We start from the raw sequence: 15,907 nt of genomic DNA, 5'->3' as shown, positions 1-15,907 counted from the left end.
TTCGTGCGGCCAGGCGAGATCATTCCCGGCGACGAGCCGGTGCCGCTGAATCCGGGGCGCGGCCGGATCCGGCTGCGCGTGCGCAATCTCGGCGACCGGCCCGTGCAGGTCGGATCGCACTATCACTTCGCCGCGGTCAATCCCGGCCTGGAATTCGACCGCGAAGCCGCCCGCGGGCACCGGCTCGACGTGCCCGCCGGGACCTCGGTGCGGTTCGAGCCGGGCATCGACCGCGAGGTCGACCTGGTTCCGCTCAGCGGAAACCGGCGGGTGCCGGGGCTGCGGGCCGAATACGCCGGGGAGTTCTGATGCCGGAGATCGACCGCGTCCGCTACGCCGAACTGTTCGGCCCGACCGCGGGGGACCGGATCCGGCTCGCGGACACCGATCTGCTGATCGAGGTGACCGAGGACCGGTCGATCGGTCCCGGCGGCAGCGGCGACGAGGTGCTTTTCGGCGGCGGGAAGGTGATCCGCGAGTCGATGGGCCAGGGCATGGCGACCCGCGCCGAGGGAGCGCCGGACCTGGTGATCACCGGCGCGGTGATCCTCGACCACTGGGGCGTGGTGAAGGCCGACGTCGGCGTCCGCGACGGGCGCGTCGTCGGCATCGGCAAGGCGGGTAATCCGGACACTATGGACGGTGTCGATCCGGCACTGGTGATCGGCCCGGCGACGGAAGTGCTGGCGGGCAACGGGAAAATCCTCACCGCCGGTGGCATCGACTGTCACGTGCATTTCGTCTGCCCGCAGCTGGTGGACACCGCGCTCGCGGCCGGACTGACCACTTTGGTCGGCGGAGGAACCGGGCCGAACGAGGGCACCAAGGCGACCACGGTGACTCCCGGTGCCTGGAATCTCGGACGGATGCTGTCCGCAATGGACGGACAGCCGGTGAACGTGTTGCTGCTGGGCAAGGGAAACACCGTCCGGCAGGAAGCTCTGCGCGAACAGCTGGCGGCCGGAGCGGGCGGGTTCAAGCTGCACGAGGATTGGGGTTCGACGCCGGCCGCGATCGACGCCTGTCTCACGGTCGCGGACGAATCCGGCGTGCAGGTCGCGATCCACACGGACACGCTCAACGAGGCCGGGTTTCTGGAGTCCACGGTGGAGGCGATCGGCGGCCGGTCGATCAACGCCTACCACACCGAGGGGGCAGGCGGCGGACACGCGCCGGACATCATCGAGGTGTCCGGAATGGCGAACTTCCTTCCCTCGTCGACGAATCCGACCCGGCCGCACACCGTCAACACTCTCGACGAGCACCTCGACATGCTGATGGTGTGCCATCACCTGAACCCGTCGGTGCCCGAGGATCTCGCGTTCGCGGAAAGCCGGATCCGGCCGAGCACGATCGCCGCCGAGGACGTGCTGCACGATCTGGGCGCGATCTCGATGATGAGTTCCGATTCGCAGGCGATGGGGCGGATCGGCGAGGTGATCATCCGGACCTGGCAGACCGCGCACGTGATGAAGGGTCGCCGCGGCGCGCTTCCCGGCGATGGTGCCGCGGACAACCTGCGTGCCCGTCGTTACGTCGCGAAGTACACGATCAACCCGGCGATCGCACACGGAATGGACGCGGAGATCGGCTCGGTGGAGGTCGGCAAGCTCGCCGACCTGGTGCTGTGGGAGCCGAAGTTCTTCGGCGTGCGCCCGCATGTGGTGTTGAAGGGCGGCTTCCCGGCGTGGGCGGCGATGGGAGACGCGAACGCTTCGATTCCCACGCCGCAACCGGTGCTCGCGCGGCCGATGTTCGGTGCCGCACCTGCGGTTGCGGCCGCGTCCAGCCTGCATTTCGTGGCTCCGGAAGCGCTGGATTCCGGTTTGGCGGAGCAATTCCGCATCGCCCGGCCGTTGGTGCCGGTCGCCAACACCCGACGCCGGACGAAGGCCGACATGGTGCTGAATGACGCGACCCCGGAGGTGCGAGTGGATCCGGACAGCTTCGCGGTCCGCGTGGACGGGGAACTGATCGAACCGCATCCGGTGGCCGAATTGCCGATGGCGCAACGGTATTTCCTGTTCTGATGGACCCGGTCGCTCTCATTCTCGCCGACTCCCGGTTCCCGGGCGGTGGGCACGTGCATTCCGGCGGCCTCGAAGAGGTGGCCGCGCGCGGTCTCGTCCGGTCCGAACGCGACCTGCCCGGATTCCTTTTTGGACGGTTGCGTACCGCGGGATTTCTCGCCGCCGCGTTCGCCGCTGCCTCAGCGCACGCCGCGGCGCGGGCTGTCGAGAGTGTCCATTGGCGACGGCTCGATCAGGAACTCGACGCCCGCACGCCCTCGCTCGCGCAACGGGAAGCGTCGCGAGCGCAAGGCCGCGGCACCGCGCGAGCCGGACGTGCGGCGTGGCCGTCGCCAGTGCTGTCCCAGCTGCTCGCCGAGACGCCGCGCCCGCACCATCCGATCGTCAGCGGCGCGCTCGTCGGAATCAGCGGCGGCAGTCCGTTCGACGCGGCCATGGCGATCGCTTACCTCGCTGTGAGCGGCCCGGCGAGTGCGGCGGTTCGCCTGCTCGGGCTGGATCCGTTCGCCGTGAACGCGGTGGTCGCGCGGCTGGCCGGACCGTTGCGCGAAGTCAGCGGCCAGGCCGCCGAGACCGCCGGTGCCGATCCGGCCGATTTGCCCGCGCCAGCGTCGCCGGCGCTGGATCTGTTCGCCGAGGAACACGCTCGGCATCACCAGGAAGAGGTGCGTCTCTTTGCCAGCTGAACACGGTCACGGGCATTTCCACGCGGTCAACTTCGACCCGACCGCCGCCGAACCGGACCACTACGCCGCGGCGCCGACCGCCGGCCGGGCGTACCGGATCGGCATCGGCGGCCCGGTCGGCAGCGGCAAGACCGCGCTCACCGCCGCACTGTGCCGCGCGCTCGGCGGAGAGCTGAATCTGGCCGTGGTCACCAACGACATCTACACGACCGAGGACGCCGACTTCCTGCGCCGGGCGGGCGTGCTGGACCCGGAGCGGATCGAAGCGGTGCAGACCGGCGCGTGCCCGCACACCGCGATCCGCGACGACATCACCGCGAACCTCGACGCAGTCGAACGGCTGGAGGAGAAGTTCCCGGGCCTGGAACTGGTCATCGTGGAAAGCGGCGGCGACAACCTCACCGCGGTGTTCAGCCGCGGCCTGGCCGACAGCCAGATCTTCGTGGTCGACGTCGCGGGCGGGGACAAGGTGCCGCGCAAGGGCGGCCCCGGCGTGACGACGGCCGACCTGCTGGTGATCAACAAAACCGACCTCGCCCCGCTGGTCGGCGCCGACCTGACCGTGATGACCTCCGACGCCCACCACATGCGCGGCGACCTCCCGGTGTTCACCCAGTCCCTAGTGGACACTCCGGACGCGCCCGCGGTGGCGGACTGGGTGCGCTCGCTGGTGCCGGTCCGGCAGGGGTGAAAGCCCACGCACGCCTGGTCGCCGCCTGCGACGACGGGCGGACGGTGCTGCGAGAACTGAAGTCGATGGCGCCGCTGACGCTCGTCCCGCGTCGCCAGCGCGGCCGCGGTGCGGTGGTGCACCTGGTCAACTCGGCCACCGCTCCGCTCGGCGGCGACGAACTGCGGCTCGAGATCCACGTCGGGGCGGGTGCGGAGCTGAAGCTGTCCGGCGTCGCGGCGACCCTCGCCCTGCCCGGTCTGCGCGACGTGCCCAGCTTGTCCACTGTGGAGGTCGTCGTCGAGCCCGGCGGTTCCTTCGCATACCTGCCGGAGCCGACCGTCGTCACCGCCCGCGCCGACCACGTCGCCGTGCTGCGCGCCGACCTGGCCTCCGACGCCCGGTTCCACACCCGCGAGGTCCTCGTCCTCGGCAGGGAAGGCGAACGTCCGGGCCGGTTGTCCTCCACAGTGCACGTGACCTGCGGCGGAGTTCCGGCACTCCGGCAGACGCAGACCGTCGGCGACGCCATTTTGGACGCGAGCCTCGCCGTGCTGGCCGGACATCGGGTGCTGGTGACGGAGATCGAGTTCGGCCGCGGATGCGGCCCGGCGGAGTCAGGCCCGTGGTGGTCGCGGACGCCGCTGGCCGCGGGCGGGATGCTGACCACTGCCCTGGCCCCCGACGTCGTGACGGCCACAGCTCTGGATCGATCCCGGACCAGCAGGTGAACAGCGGATGGCGGCCAGGCGTGGCAGGAGTCACCGTTCGGTGGGTTTCGCCGGGACCGGCGACCCAATACCGTCGCTGAATAGCCGTGATTCGACACCCTCACCAGGGGTAACGGAGGTTGGGCCGGATGACACCGGAGATCGACGAGGCGGTCGTGCGGCTGCCTGGCATGCGGGTGGCTTACGACAGCGCGCCGTTTGACGAGTCGGCGCTCGCGGCCACGTGGCATGACCAGCTGGAAAGCTGGCTGAGCCAGGCGGTGTCCGAAGCACTCGCGGAACCCAACGCGATGGTGCTCGCGACCGCCGACGCCGAGGGCAGGCCTTCTTCGCGCACGGTGCTGTGCAAGGGCTTCGACGAACGCGGAGTGGTTTTCTACACGAACTACACGTCGGCGAAGAGCCACGACCTCACGGCGACGCGCTACGCGTCGGCCACCTTCCCCTGGTACCCGCTGCACCGCCAGGTCACGGTCCGCGGCGAGGTCGAGAAGGTCAGCGCCGACGAGACGGCCGCCTACTGGGCCCAGCGCCCGCGCGGGTCGCAGCTGGGAGCGTGGGCGTCGCCGCAGTCGCGCGTGGTCGAGGGGCGGCGGGCGTTGGACAACGCGCTGCGCAATATCGAGCGCCGGTTCGGCGATGTCGAGCAGATCCCGGCTCCGCCGCATTGGGGTGGTTGGCGGATTCGGCCGGACTTTGTCGAGTTCTGGCAGGGGCGCGAGGATCGGATGCACGACCGGTTGCGGTTTCATCGGACTCATGACGGGTGGCATGTGGAGCGGTTGGCTCCTTGATCGTTGCGGCTCGTCGCCTGGCGGCGACATTGCGTCCGCCGGGTGAGGCGGGGCACCCCGATTTTTTAGTGTGACTACGGCGCTGGGGTGCTTGTCAAGGCGGGAAAGATGCCTTGACAAGCACCCCAGCGCCGTGTTTTTGGCTTCGTATCGGGGGCGGGGGAGGTGTGGGTGCCTCGCTTTGGGTGCATCGGCTGCGGTTGGGTGGTGGTGCCTCGTCCCGGGGAGGGTGAGGCGCTTCGGGCCGACTAGCGGGTCGCCGGTCCGTCCGGCAAGGGTCCGGTGGGCCCGCCTGATCAGCTGCGGGGAAAATCACCTGCGCCAGCTTCGTTAGCACAACTAAGCTGATAGCTCGTGACTTCAGAACCGGGGATACGCCCGCCCCGTACCGGGGCTCGCAAGCTCCTCGGCCGGATCGTCGTCGACACTCGTCCGCTCCGGATTCCGGCGTTTCGGCGGCTGTGGATGTCCACCGCGGTGACCGCGGTCGGGTCGCAGCTCACCGCGGTCGCGGTGCCGAAGCAGGTTTTCGATATCACCGGATCGTCCGGGTACGTCGGGCTGACCGGTGCGGTCGCGCTCGTTCCGTTGCTCGTGTTCGGGCTGTGGGGCGGGGCGATCGCGGACGCGGTCGACCGGCGGAAGCTGCTGCTCGTCACCAACGTCGGCGTCGCGATCACCTCCGCGCTGCTGTGGCTCCAAGCCTTCACCGGGATGCATTCGGTGTGGCTCGTGCTCGGGCTGCTCGCCGCGAACCAGGCGTTTTTCGCGATCAACATGCCCACGCGCGGCGCGGTCGTCGCGCGGCTGGTGCCCGCTCCGCTCCTGCCGTCGGCGAACGCGCTCAACACCACCATGGCCACGTTCGGCGCGGTGTTCGGGCCGCTGTTCGGCGGGGCGCTGATCCCGGTGATCGGACTGTCCACTTTGTACTTGGTGGACGTCTGCGCGCTGGCGATCACGCTGATCGCGGTGTGGCGGCTGCCCTCGATCCCGCCGCTCGGCGAGGGGACGCGCAGGGCGGGGATCGGCTCGGTCGTCGACGGATTCCGTTACCTGGCGCACCAGAAAGTGCTGCTGGCGTCGTTCGTCGTCGACATTATCGCGATGGTCGCGGGCATGCCGCGCGCGTTGATCCCGGAGATGGCCGAGCGGACGTTCGGCGACCCGCCCGGTGGCGGTCCGGCGCTCGGCATGCTCTACGCCGCGCTGCCCGCGGGCGCGATGCTGATCGGGTTGTTCTCCGGCTGGCTGCACCGGGTGCAGCGGCAGGGCGCGGCGGTCGTCATCGCGATCTGCTGCTGGGGTGCGGCGATGGCCGCGTTCGGGCTCGCGCATTCGCTGTGGCTGGCGGTGATCTTCATGGCGCTCGGCGGCGCGGCGGACATGGTCAGCTCCGTCTACCGGCAGGCGATCCTGCAGACCGCCACCACCGACGAGATGCGCGGACGGCTCCAGGGCGTCTTCACCGTGGTCGTCGCGGGCGGGCCGCGGATCGCCGACCTCACGCACGGCTGGTCCGCGGCGGCGTGGGGGACCAAGATCGCGGCGACCGGCGGCGGGCTGCTGGTGATCGTGCTGGTGGTGGCTTCGCTGGCCGTTCTGCCCGGGTTCTGGCGGTATCAGGCTCCAGTCGAAGAGGGCCACTGACAGTAGTGTTACTCCGTTCGGAATAGCATGCCCGATATGCGTGCATATCCGATCGCTCTGCTGATCTCCGCCGCCGCTGTTCTGACCGCCTGCTCTTCTGGTGAGCAGAAGGCCGCCGCACCGACGCCGCCGCCCGCGAGCAAGGCGCCGGCCTCCTCGTCCGCGCCCGCCGCCAAGGCCGCCGACACCTGCTCCTTGCTGCCGTCCGACGACGTCTCCAAGGCGATCAAGATCCCGAACATCGCCTCGAAGGCCGGGCCCGCCCACGACAATCCGAGCAACGGCGGCAAGGCCACGAGCTGCGAATACGTCGTCGAAGGCAAGACCGCGGGCGCGCTCGCGGTGACCCGCTACGAGGGCCGCAAGGCCAAGCCCGCCGACATGATCGCCGCGATCAAGAAGGCCAAGCCGGGCGCGGTCGACGTGCCGGGCTTCCCGGACGGCGCCGTTTTCTACACCGACGAGCAGAAGACCGCCACGCTCGCCGCGGCCAAGGTGTCCAACGGGGTTCCGGTGCTGGTCAACTACACCGGACCGGTCAAGATGACCAAGGAAATGATGACCCCGCTCGTGCACACGGCGGTCGCCAAGGCCTGACGGCCGACTTCCCGTAAGCGTCCGGACAAGGCACACTAATCGCCCATGACGGACGTGAGCGAGGGCACATCCAAGGTCGCCGAACCGGCTTTGCTGCGGGTCATGGGCCCGAAGCTGCTGTTGTTCTTCGTGGTCGGCGACATCATCGGCACCGGCGTGTACGCGCTGACCGGGCAGGTGGCCGGACGCGTCGGCGGCGCGTTGTGGCTGCCGTTCCTGCTGGCGTTCGTGGTCGCCTTCATGACCGCGTTCAGCTATCTCGAACTGGTCGGCAAGTATCCGCGCGCGGCGGGCGCGGCGCTGTACACGAACAAGGCGTTCGGGGTGCCGTTCCTGACCTTCATGGTCGCGTTCGCGGTGATGTGCTCCGGGATCACGTCCGCGTCGTCGGCCGCGGTGGCGTTCGGCGCGACCTATCTCGCGGCGTTCGTGAAACTGCCGACGGTGCTGGTCGGCATCGCGTTCGTGCTCCTGCTGGCGCTGATCAACTTCCGCGGCGTCGGCGAATCGGTGAAGGCCAACGTCGTCCTCACCTGCATCGAACTGTCCGGGCTGTTGATCATCATCGGCGTCGGCGTGTGGGCGGTGCTGAACGGGAACGGCGAACCGTCGCGGCTGGTCGAGATCGACACCGCGGACAAGACGTGGCTCGTCGCCATCTCCTCGGCGACGTCGCTCGCGTTCTTCGCGATGGTGGGCTTCGAGGACTCGGTGAACATGGCCGAGGAATGCCATGACCCGGTGCGGATTTTCCCGCGCGCGATGCTGTGGGGCATGGTCATCGCCGCGACGATCTACGTGCTCGTCTCGGTGACGTCCTCGCTGCTGGTCCCGGCCGCCGAACTGGCCGGCGCGAAGAGCGACGCGCTGCTGAGGGTGCTCGACATTGGTGCACCGGGCTTCCCGCGGGAGATCTTCTCCGCCATCGGCCTGTTCGCGGTGATCAATTCCGCCTTGATCAACATGCTGATGGCCAGCCGCCTGCTGTACGGCCTGGCGAACGAACGCGTCCTGCCGCCGGTGTTCGGCCGCGTGCACCCGACTCGCCGGACGCCGTGGGTGTCGATCATTTTCACCAGCGTCATCGCCATCGGTCTGGTGTCCTTTGTGGACATCAGTGCGCTCGGCGGGACGACCGCGTTGCTGTTGCTGGTGGTGTTCGCCATCGTCAACATCGCGCTTTTGGTGCTGCGCAAGGACAAGGTGGCGCACAAGCATTTCCGCGCGCCGACGGTGGTGCCGGTGCTGGCCGCGGTGTTCTGCCTGTACCTGGTCAGCCCGCTGTCCGGCCGCCCGGCGCAGGATTACCAGGTGGCCGGCATCCTGCTCGCCGTCGGCCTCGTGTTATGGGTGGTGAACCTCCTGGTGAAGCGGGCGCTCAGTGGTGCGTCATCGCGGCCTGGAGCCACCAGGCGCTGAACCCGGCGATCTTCGCGTCGACCACCAGTGGACGGTCGAGCCCGGCGGCGACCCGCGTCGCGACCTCGTCGAGGTCTTCCTTGGCGCGGACAGTGACCGCGTCGCAGCCGTAACCGCGCGCAATGGCGGCGAGGTCGGTGTCCGGGAAGGTGACGGTGTCGGCCGGATGTCCGCCGGGCTCGAAGAAATACACCTCGGCACCGTAGGCGTGGTCGTTGTAGACGACGATGAGCATCGGCAGCTTCAGCCGGACGACGGTTTCTAGTTCGGCGATGCTCATCAGGAACCCGCCGTCGCCGCACGCTGCGACCGGGAAGCGGTCCGGCTGGGCGAGTGCTGCGCCGATCGCGGTGGCGAGTCCGAGGCCGATCGACTGGAACGCCTGGGTGAAGCAGAAACCGTTCTCGTCCGGGACGTCCAGGTACATCGTGGGGTAGCCCATGAAGTTCCCGGAATCGACACCGACGACCCGGTTGGCCGGAATGAGTTCGTCCAGCGCGGCGGACAGCGTCCGCGGGTCGATGACCTCGGCGGTCCCGGCGTCGTCGTGTTCGTTGTCGCGCCAACGGATTTCCCGGGCGATCCGGTCCTTGAGCTCGCCGCTGCGGTATCCATTGTGGACTTCGACCTGTTCGGACACCGCCGCGGCGGTACCGGCGACATCGCCGACGATGCCGAGGTTGACCGGCCGGTTCCGGCCCAGCGCGGCGGACTCCAGATCGACCTGCACCAATGTAGTTTCCGGGGAGAGCAGCCGTCCGTGCGCGGTCGTCCAGTCATTGAGCGCGGATCCCCAGCCGACGACGACGTCCGCGCCCTGGATCAGCTCGGTCGTCAGCGGAGACGAAAACCCGCCGGACACCCCGATCGCCCACGGTTCGCCGGTGAACAGTCCTTTCGCGACCGCACCCTCGGCAAGCAACGCTCCGCAACGGTCTGCCAGCGCGACCAGTTCGGCCCGGGCTTTCCGGGAACCCCGTCCACAAAGGAATACTGGACGCTCGGCTCGCTGCAGGAGCGAAGCGAGCGCCTTCACGTCCTTCTCAGCGGCGCGTGGTTGCGGCAGCGCTTCGATCGCGGTCAGTCCATCGAGGAGGCTTTCATCGAACGGCTCGGCCTGCACTTCCAACGGGAGTCGCAAAAGGACAGTCCGCCGATCGCGCCGAGCTTGCGTGAACGCGCGCCGCACGTCGGCCAGCGCGGTTTTTGCTGACCGCACCAGAATGCTGCTCGCCCCCACGGATCGAGCGAGCGCGTCCTGGTCGATATGGAAGTTAGACAGCGGATCGGTCGCTTCGCCGGTGACGATGACCAGCGGTGTCCGGCTCTTCGCCGCTTCGCCGATCCCGGTGGTCGCGTTGCCCAGCCCGCAGCCCTGGTGCACCGATACCGCCGCGACCTCGCCGCTGCACCGCGCGTAGGCGTCGGCCATCGTGGTCGCGCCGCCCTCGTGCCGAGCGGCGACGAACTCGGCGCCGCCCTGGATCAGGCCGTTGGTGAAGTGGAAATTCCCGCTCCCCACCACGCCGAATGCCTTGCGGACGCCGAACCGCGCCAACGCGATCCCGACGGCTTGGGCAACGTTCACGATTCAACTCCCGGCGTTACCGCGAGCACGCGCGCCGGACTGCCGGTCCCGCCGACGATCGGCAGCGGACAGACCACGACGAGCGCGCCGGTCGGCGGCAGCGAGCCGAGATTCTGCAGGGAAGTGATGCCGTACTTGTCCGCGCCGAGCAAATGGTGGTGCGCGGGCATCGGCGGGTCGAGCGCGAAGCCGTTCCCGGAGTCGATGCCGACAGTTTCCACGCCGTACCCGGCGATCGGCGTTTCCTCGGCAAGCCATTTCGCGGCGGCGGCCGAGATGCCGGGCGTGTGGCTGGCTCCGTCGGAGAAGTTGAGGAACGCGTCGCGGTCCTGGGCGTATTGATCCCACCCGGAGTGCACGAGCAGCCAGCCGCCCTCGCGCAACGGTCCGTGCTCGGCCTCCCACGCCTGGATGTCGGCGATCTCCAGCAGGAAGTCCGGATTGCCGGCGACGCGCGCGGAGATGTCGAGGACGTGCGCGGGGCCGATCAGCCTGCTGACCGGCAGCTCCGAAACGTCCGCGCCGTCGCGGTTGGAGATCCAGTGCCGCGGCGCGTCGAGGTGGGTGCCGATGTGCTCGCCGGTGTGGATGTTGTTGTGCCGCCACAGTGGTCCGGAATCGTCGAACTCGCTGACGGACTCGAGGCTGAAGTCGATCAGGTTCGCGAACGGCTCGGGCAACTGCAGGGTCGGCGTGGCGGCGCTGAGCTTGTTGGTGAGGTCGACAATCCGCAGCCGGCCCTGCGCGAGCTGGGTCAGGAGCTGGTCGACCCCGGTTTCGGCGGGGGTGCTCATCGGTGCGTCCTCTCGGTCGCGGGGCGCGCTATTGCGGATCCTTGACGGTCGTTGACAGCGCGGAAGGCCATATCTACAGTACCGGTTTCAGCAGCACTGACGGAATAGCTGCCAGAGATCAGTCAGAGTGAACGCGGAGCCCCGACCAGGGCGTCTGGAGCCAGACGGAGCATCGACGCACGGTGCTCGCGCCGTTACGGTGGCGAACGGACCGGTCGCCCGCCAGTCAAGGAACGGAGTGTCGTGACCGACCAGCCCAGCCCAGCCGCTTTCCGGGCGCATTTCCCCGCCTTCGCCGACTCGGTGCACCTCGCGAGCTGCAGCCAGGGCGCGCTGTCGGGCGCGCTGACCGCGGAGCTTTTCGAGTTCCAGCACACGATCCGCGAGCACGGGGCGCCGTGGGACAAGTGGATGGCGAAGGTCGCCGAGGCGCGGGCCATGTTCGCACAGCTGATCGGCGCGGACCCGGACGACATCGCCGTGGTGCCGTCCGCGTCCGAAGGCGCGTACCAGGTCGCGTCCACCCAGGCGTGGTCGGAACGGCCGGGAATTGTCACGACCGACCTGGAATTCCCTTCGCTGGGCCATGTTTGGCTCGCTCAGCAGGGGCGCGGCGCGGACGTTCAGTTCGTCGCGCACCACGACGGGCTGGTCGACACCGAGGATTACGCCGCGCTCATCACCGAGCGGACGCGACTGGTGTCCGTCCCGTTGGTCAGCTACGCCAACGGTTTGCGGTTCCCGGTGCGCGAAGTCGCCGCACTGGCCCGGGAAAACGGCGCACGGAGCTTTGTCGACGCGTATCAGGGGCTCGGCGTCGAGCCGGTCGACGTGACCGAACTCGGCTGCGACTACCTCGTCAGCGGCAGTCTGAAATACCTGCTCGGCATCTCCGGGATCGCGTTCCTCTACGTCCGGCCAGGCTTGCGCGACGCGGTTTCCCCGCCGCTGACCGGCTGGTTCGGCCGCACGAACCCGTTCGAATTCGACCCGCGGCACCTCGACTACCCCGAGCACGCGCGCCGCTTCGAGACCGGGACGCCGTCGATCCCGTCCGCGTACGGCGCGGTCGCCGGGCTGAAGCTGGTGCACCAGGTGGACGCGCACCGGGTCCGTGACCACATTGGACTGTTGACCGGGCAGCTGCAGCAGCGGTTGCTCGACGCTGGGGAACAGCTCCGGTCCCCGCTGGACGACGCGCGGCGCGGTCCGCTCGTCGCCTTGGCCGACCGGGATCCCGACGCGCTGGCGGCGTTCCTCGCCGGGCGGCGGATCGTGTGCAGTGCCCGCGGCGACGTGCTGCGGATGTCCTTGCACTACTACAACGTCGAGTCCGATCTCGACGCCGTCGTCGCGGCGATCGCCGAGTACCGGGCGAGCCAGTAGGGAGCAGACATGGCCGAGTCCCCGTCCCCGAACCGGTTGCAGCGGAGGCTGCGCAGCAGGCAGTTGACGATGATCGGAATCGGCGGGGCCATCGGCACCGGCCTGTTCCTCGGATCGAGCCTGGCGATCTCGCACGCGGGACCGGCCGTGGTGCTCGCCTACGTCCTTTGTGGACTGGTCGCCCTGGCGATTTCCTGGGCGCTGGCGGAAATGGTGGTGGTGCACCCGGCCGCGGGCGCGTTCGGCAGCATCGCGCACAAGTATCTCGGCGCGGGCAGCGGGTTCGTGGTGCGCTGGGCGTATTGGGCGATGCAAGTGATCGCGATCGGCGGCGAGACGATCGCGGCAGGCGTGTACGTCCAGTTCTGGTGGCCGCAGATTCCGCTGTGGGTGCCGGTCGCGGTGTTCTCGCTGCTGGTGATCGTCGTCAACGGCGCGGCGGTGCACATTTTCGGGGAGTTCGAGTACTGGTTCGCGATGATCAAGGTGTGCGCGATCCTCGTGTTCGTCGCACTCGGTCTGATTCTCGTCTTCTTCGGCCTGCCGAAGGCACCCGCGCCCGGTCTCGCGAATCTCAGCGCGGGAGGCGGATTCCTGCCGAACGGCGTGTCCGGACTGTTGCTGGCCATGGTGTTCGTGCTGTTCAGCTACATCGGCACCGAGGTGGTTTCGGTGACCGCGGCCGAATCGGAAAACCCGACTCGCGACATTCCGCGCGCGGCCCGGGCCATGGTGGTGCGGCTGGCGATCTTCTACGTCGCCGCGATGCTCATCGTCGTGCTGGTGGTGCCGTGGACGGTAACCGGCGAAGGCGGATCCATTACGGCCAGCCCGTTTGTCCGCGTCTTCCAGGCTGCCGGCGTTCCGGCGGCGGCAACGATCATGAACTTCGTGGTCCTAACCGCCGCTTTGTCGAGCGCGAACACCAACCTTTATCTCACCACGCGCATGCTGCATTCCCTTGCCGAGCACCGATTCGCCCCGGCCTGGGCCGGACGGCTGACGCGTTCTGGAGTGCCGCGCAACGCGCTCGTGCTGTCCACCGCGGGCCTGCTGATCGCGACCATCCTGTCCAAGAATTCCGATTCCAACGCGTATCTCGTGCTGTTCGGCATTTCGATCTTCGCCGCGCTCGTCGTGTGGATGATCATTCTGGTGACGCACCTGGCGTTCCGGATCCGCCGTCGCCGCGCCGGGCTGCCGCCGTCGCCAGTGCGGTTGTGGGGCGCGCCGGTGGTGAACGTCGTGGTGATCGCTTTCCTTGCCACCGTACTGATTTCGACGTTCTGGATCGAAGGTCTCGACCCGGCGTGGAAGTTCGGGATCCCGTTCTTCGTCCTGCTCGTGGTGGCCTACCTGGTGTTGCGAATGACCGGTCGGACGAAACAGGCCGCGGAAGTGGAATTGGAAGATTCGACGCTGGTACGCGAGAAAGCCTGATCACGGGGTGAGGTGGGCGGCGAGTTCGTCGGCCGCCCTCCGCGCCTGTTCGGCAAAATCTGGGCCATCGGGCTGTTCGGTCCATCGCTCGAACGCGGTTTGAAAGATCGCGATACCGACCTGCGCGAGCATCTTCGCGCTCGATTCGGTCGCCCCGCGTTCCTGCAGTGCTTCGACGACCGCGGCGGTGACAGCCGCGAGTTTCGTGCGCTCGCGTTCCTGCAGCTCCGGGCTGGACGCGACGATCGCCCGGCGTTGTGCGGCATGCGAAACCAGGCCGGCGAACAAATCGCCAGCGTCGACCATCGCGGCCAATACCGCCTGGAACGGTGGCAGCGCGGGGTCGGCGCGTCGGACCGCGTCGGCCATCGCGTCCGGGAGACGCTCCGACCCGGCGAACAGCACGTCGCGCTTGTCGGCGAAGTAGCGCGAGAACGTCCGACGGGTCAGCCCGGCGCGCTCGGTGATCTGCGTGACCGTGGCGTTGTCGTAGCCGTGCTCGGCGAACAGCTCCAGCGCGGCCGCGCGGAGCCGCTCCTTGGCTTCGGGATCCCAGCGCGGCATGCAGCCATCTTAGCAGTGATGACACAGTGGGTCATCACTGCTACTGTTGATGTCTCACTGAGTCATCACGCTCCGGAAGGAACCCTCATGTCTTTGCTTGACCAGCGGGTTGTCGTCATCGGCGGCAGCTCGGGAATGGGATTGGCGACCGCTCAGGCCGCCGCGGAAGCGGGCGCGGCCGTCACGATCGCGGCGAGCGGCAAGGAACGGCTGGACGCGGCGCTCGCCGAATTGCCGGATACCTGCGAAGGATTCGTCACGGACGTACGCGACGAAGCGAACGTCGCGGCCCTGTTCGACCACGTCGGCTCGTTGGACCACCTCGTGTACACCGCGGGTGACACGCTGGATCAACGGCCTTGGACAGAGCTGCCTCTCGAGACCGTGCAGAGCCTGTTTTACGTCCGTTTCTGGGGCGTCGTCAGTGCGGTGAAGCACGCCGCGCCGCAGATCCGGCCGGGCGGATCGATCGTGCTGACGTCCGGGATCATCGGCGTCCGCCCGACGCCTGGCGCGGCGCTCGCGGCCGGTTCCGTCGGCGCGATCGAGGGGCTGGCGCACGGTCTCGCCGTCGACCTGGCCCCGGTGCGGGTCAACACCGTTCGCCCGGGGCCGGTCCACACGCCGATGTGGGACGGCCTTCCGCAACCGCAGCTGGACGCGATGGTCGCCGCGTTCACGGAACGAACGCTGACCAAATCGGTCGGCGAGGCCGAGCAGGTCGCGGCGACCAACGTGTACCTGATGGAGAACCGTTTCGTCACCGGTGCGGTGATCACCGTCGACGGAGGGTTCGTGCTTACTGGAAGCTGACCTGATCTCCTGGCTTGAGCAGATGCAGCCGCTCTTCGAGCCCGGCCTGCGCGAAAGCCGGTCGGAGAGTGTCCGGGCCCTGGGTGAAATGCGCCCAATGCTCGAAGTGCAGCGGGACGACCTGACGCGCGTTCAGGATCCGGGCCGCCTCAGCCGCGTCGTCGCTGGGCAGCGTGAGGTACGCGTCGCCGACCAGCGGAGTTTGCGCTCCGCCCGCGAACAGGACGGCGATGTCGATCCGCTCGAAACGCTCGGCGATCTGCCGCACCACGTCGAGGGAAGCGTTGTCCCCGCTGACGTAAACGGTCGGCTGGCCCTCGCTTTCGAGCACGAAACCGGTGACCTCGCCGACGAGATGCTCGCTGCCGTCGGGCCCGTGCTGCGCGGGCACTCCGGTGACGCGGACGCCGCCGAGGTTGTACGACTCCCAGTTCGCCAGCGCCCGCACGGGGTCGCCGATCCGCTCCCTCGCCGAGGCGGTGGACAGGACGAGCGGGGCGGCGAGGGCGTACTCCCGCCCCGCCGCGTCCAGGTTGTCCGGGTGGTGGTCGTGCGAAAGCAGCACCGCGGACACCTCGCCGACCTCCGCCGCGGTGACCGCGGGACCAGCGGTTTTCGCCAGCTTCCGGGCACCGATCGGGTAATCCCCGGGGCCGTCGAAGGTGGGATCGGTGAGCAGGCGGCTCCCGCCGTACTCGATGAGGGCGGTCGGGCCGCCGACGTACCGGATGCGCGTCATGCGGGT

Annotated in this window: 16 protein-coding genes; 12 read left to right on the top strand and 4 right to left on the bottom strand. The window is 68.6% G+C overall.

The genetic code is table 11. From position 1 onward, the window contains the following. Positions 1–3: 3 nt before the first annotated feature. The 9 genes from EIZ44_RS16250 (at position 4) to EIZ44_RS16210 (ending at position 8,577) form a co-directional block, all read left to right on the top strand. Positions 4–309: an urease subunit beta gene (locus tag EIZ44_RS16250; protein WP_134729447.1), complete on the top strand. Its 306-nt coding sequence runs from the start codon at positions 4–6 to the stop codon at positions 307–309. After that, positions 309–2,030 (top strand): urease subunit alpha, encoded by a 1,722-nt coding sequence (locus EIZ44_RS16245; protein ID WP_134729445.1) that lies wholly within the window; start codon positions 309–311, stop codon positions 2,028–2,030. Before EIZ44_RS16250 ends, EIZ44_RS16245 begins: the two co-directional genes overlap by 1 nt. Then, the gene (locus EIZ44_RS16240; protein ID WP_134729443.1) at positions 2,030–2,716 is read left to right on the top strand and encodes an urease accessory protein UreF; all 687 of its coding nucleotides are present in this window, start codon (positions 2,030–2,032) and stop codon (positions 2,714–2,716) included. Before EIZ44_RS16245 ends, EIZ44_RS16240 begins: the two co-directional genes overlap by 1 nt. Beyond that, the gene (gene ureG, locus EIZ44_RS16235) at positions 2,706–3,407 is read left to right on the top strand and encodes an urease accessory protein UreG (protein ID WP_037819931.1); all 702 of its coding nucleotides are present in this window, start codon (positions 2,706–2,708) and stop codon (positions 3,405–3,407) included. Before EIZ44_RS16240 ends, ureG begins: the two co-directional genes overlap by 11 nt. Beyond that, on the top strand, positions 3,404–4,117 hold the full coding sequence (locus EIZ44_RS16230) for an urease accessory protein UreD (RefSeq protein WP_134729441.1): 714 nt from the start codon (positions 3,404–3,406) through the stop codon (positions 4,115–4,117). Before ureG ends, EIZ44_RS16230 begins: the two co-directional genes overlap by 4 nt. A gap of 128 nt (positions 4,118–4,245) precedes the next feature. Next, on the top strand, positions 4,246–4,911 hold the full coding sequence (pdxH, locus tag EIZ44_RS16225) for a pyridoxamine 5'-phosphate oxidase (protein ID WP_037819929.1): 666 nt from the start codon (positions 4,246–4,248) through the stop codon (positions 4,909–4,911). Positions 4,912–5,265: 354 nt separating this feature from the next. Further along, on the top strand, positions 5,266–6,561 hold the full coding sequence (locus EIZ44_RS16220; protein WP_276323729.1) for an MFS transporter: 1,296 nt from the start codon (positions 5,266–5,268) through the stop codon (positions 6,559–6,561). A gap of 36 nt (positions 6,562–6,597) precedes the next feature. Beyond that, positions 6,598–7,158, top strand: coding sequence for a DUF3558 family protein (locus tag EIZ44_RS16215; RefSeq protein ID WP_167754149.1), 561 nt, complete (start codon positions 6,598–6,600; stop codon positions 7,156–7,158). 45 nt (positions 7,159–7,203) lie between these two features. After that, positions 7,204–8,577 (top strand): APC family permease, encoded by a 1,374-nt coding sequence (locus EIZ44_RS16210; RefSeq protein WP_134665377.1) that lies wholly within the window; start codon positions 7,204–7,206, stop codon positions 8,575–8,577. Here the strand turns inward: EIZ44_RS16210 and EIZ44_RS16205 are convergent. After that, entirely contained in the window at positions 8,537–10,165 is a 1,629-nt protein-coding gene (locus tag EIZ44_RS16205; RefSeq protein WP_134729437.1) for a thiamine pyrophosphate-binding protein, read from the bottom strand. The two genes, EIZ44_RS16210 and EIZ44_RS16205, sit on opposite strands and share 41 nt — an antisense overlap. Further along, positions 10,162–10,959, bottom strand: a complete 798-nt coding sequence (locus EIZ44_RS16200; protein WP_051171947.1) for a cyclase family protein — start codon at positions 10,957–10,959, stop codon at positions 10,162–10,164. Before EIZ44_RS16200 ends, EIZ44_RS16205 begins: the two co-directional genes overlap by 4 nt. A 243-nt stretch (positions 10,960–11,202) precedes the next feature. On the opposite strand from EIZ44_RS16200, the gene EIZ44_RS16195 reads away from it, so the two are divergent. Beyond that, positions 11,203–12,345, top strand: a complete 1,143-nt coding sequence (locus tag EIZ44_RS16195; protein WP_134729435.1) for an aminotransferase class V-fold PLP-dependent enzyme — start codon at positions 11,203–11,205, stop codon at positions 12,343–12,345. Positions 12,346–12,354: 9 nt separating this feature from the next. Beyond that, positions 12,355–13,785 carry an amino acid permease gene (locus EIZ44_RS16190; RefSeq protein WP_134729433.1) on the top strand — a complete coding sequence of 477 codons (1,431 nt, stop codon included), beginning with the start codon at positions 12,355–12,357 and terminating at the stop codon, positions 13,783–13,785. On the opposite strand, the gene EIZ44_RS16185 is transcribed toward EIZ44_RS16190, so the two are convergent. Continuing rightward, entirely contained in the window at positions 13,786–14,349 is a 564-nt protein-coding gene (locus tag EIZ44_RS16185; RefSeq protein WP_134729432.1) for a TetR family transcriptional regulator, read from the bottom strand. 87 nt (positions 14,350–14,436) lie between these two features. Between EIZ44_RS16185 and EIZ44_RS16180 the strand changes: the two genes are divergently transcribed. Continuing rightward, positions 14,437–15,162 carry an SDR family oxidoreductase gene (locus EIZ44_RS16180; protein WP_134729429.1) on the top strand — a complete coding sequence of 242 codons (726 nt, stop codon included), beginning with the start codon at positions 14,437–14,439 and terminating at the stop codon, positions 15,160–15,162. Here EIZ44_RS16180 and EIZ44_RS16175 read toward each other — a convergent pair. Next, positions 15,149–15,901, bottom strand: coding sequence for an MBL fold metallo-hydrolase (locus EIZ44_RS16175; RefSeq protein WP_134729427.1), 753 nt, complete (start codon positions 15,899–15,901; stop codon positions 15,149–15,151). The two genes, EIZ44_RS16180 and EIZ44_RS16175, sit on opposite strands and share 14 nt — an antisense overlap. Positions 15,902–15,907: the final 6 nt, after the last annotated feature.

This window comes from Amycolatopsis nivea (assembly GCF_004522235.1).
Taxonomy (GTDB): Bacteria; Actinomycetota; Actinomycetes; order Mycobacteriales; family Pseudonocardiaceae; genus Amycolatopsis; species Amycolatopsis nivea.
The sequence above is the reverse complement of the archived record's forward strand: the minus strand, read 5'-3'. Positions and strand labels throughout refer to the sequence as shown.

Bases quoted from the DNA above. Each gene is read 5' to 3' on its own strand.
- EIZ44_RS16245 (WP_134729445.1), top strand. From the start codon at position 309: ATGCCGGAGATCGACCGCGTCCGCTACGCCGAACTGTTCGGCCCGACC.
- EIZ44_RS16240 (WP_134729443.1), top strand. From the start codon at position 2,030: ATGGACCCGGTCGCTCTCATTCTCGCCGACTCCCGGTTCCCGGGCGGT.
- pdxH (WP_037819929.1), top strand. From the start codon at position 4,246: ATGACACCGGAGATCGACGAGGCGGTCGTGCGGCTGCCTGGCATGCGG.
- EIZ44_RS16215 (WP_167754149.1), top strand. From the start codon at position 6,598: ATGCGTGCATATCCGATCGCTCTGCTGATCTCCGCCGCCGCTGTTCTG.
- EIZ44_RS16210 (WP_134665377.1), top strand. From the start codon at position 7,204: ATGACGGACGTGAGCGAGGGCACATCCAAGGTCGCCGAACCGGCTTTG.
- EIZ44_RS16200 (WP_051171947.1), bottom strand. From the start codon at position 10,959: ATGAGCACCCCCGCCGAAACCGGGGTCGACCAGCTCCTGACCCAGCTC.
- EIZ44_RS16190 (WP_134729433.1), top strand. From the start codon at position 12,355: ATGGCCGAGTCCCCGTCCCCGAACCGGTTGCAGCGGAGGCTGCGCAGC.
- EIZ44_RS16185 (WP_134729432.1), bottom strand. From the start codon at position 14,349: ATGCCGCGCTGGGATCCCGAAGCCAAGGAGCGGCTCCGCGCGGCCGCG.
- EIZ44_RS16180 (WP_134729429.1), top strand. From the start codon at position 14,437: ATGTCTTTGCTTGACCAGCGGGTTGTCGTCATCGGCGGCAGCTCGGGA.
- EIZ44_RS16175 (WP_134729427.1), bottom strand. From the start codon at position 15,901: ATGACGCGCATCCGGTACGTCGGCGGCCCGACCGCCCTCATCGAGTAC.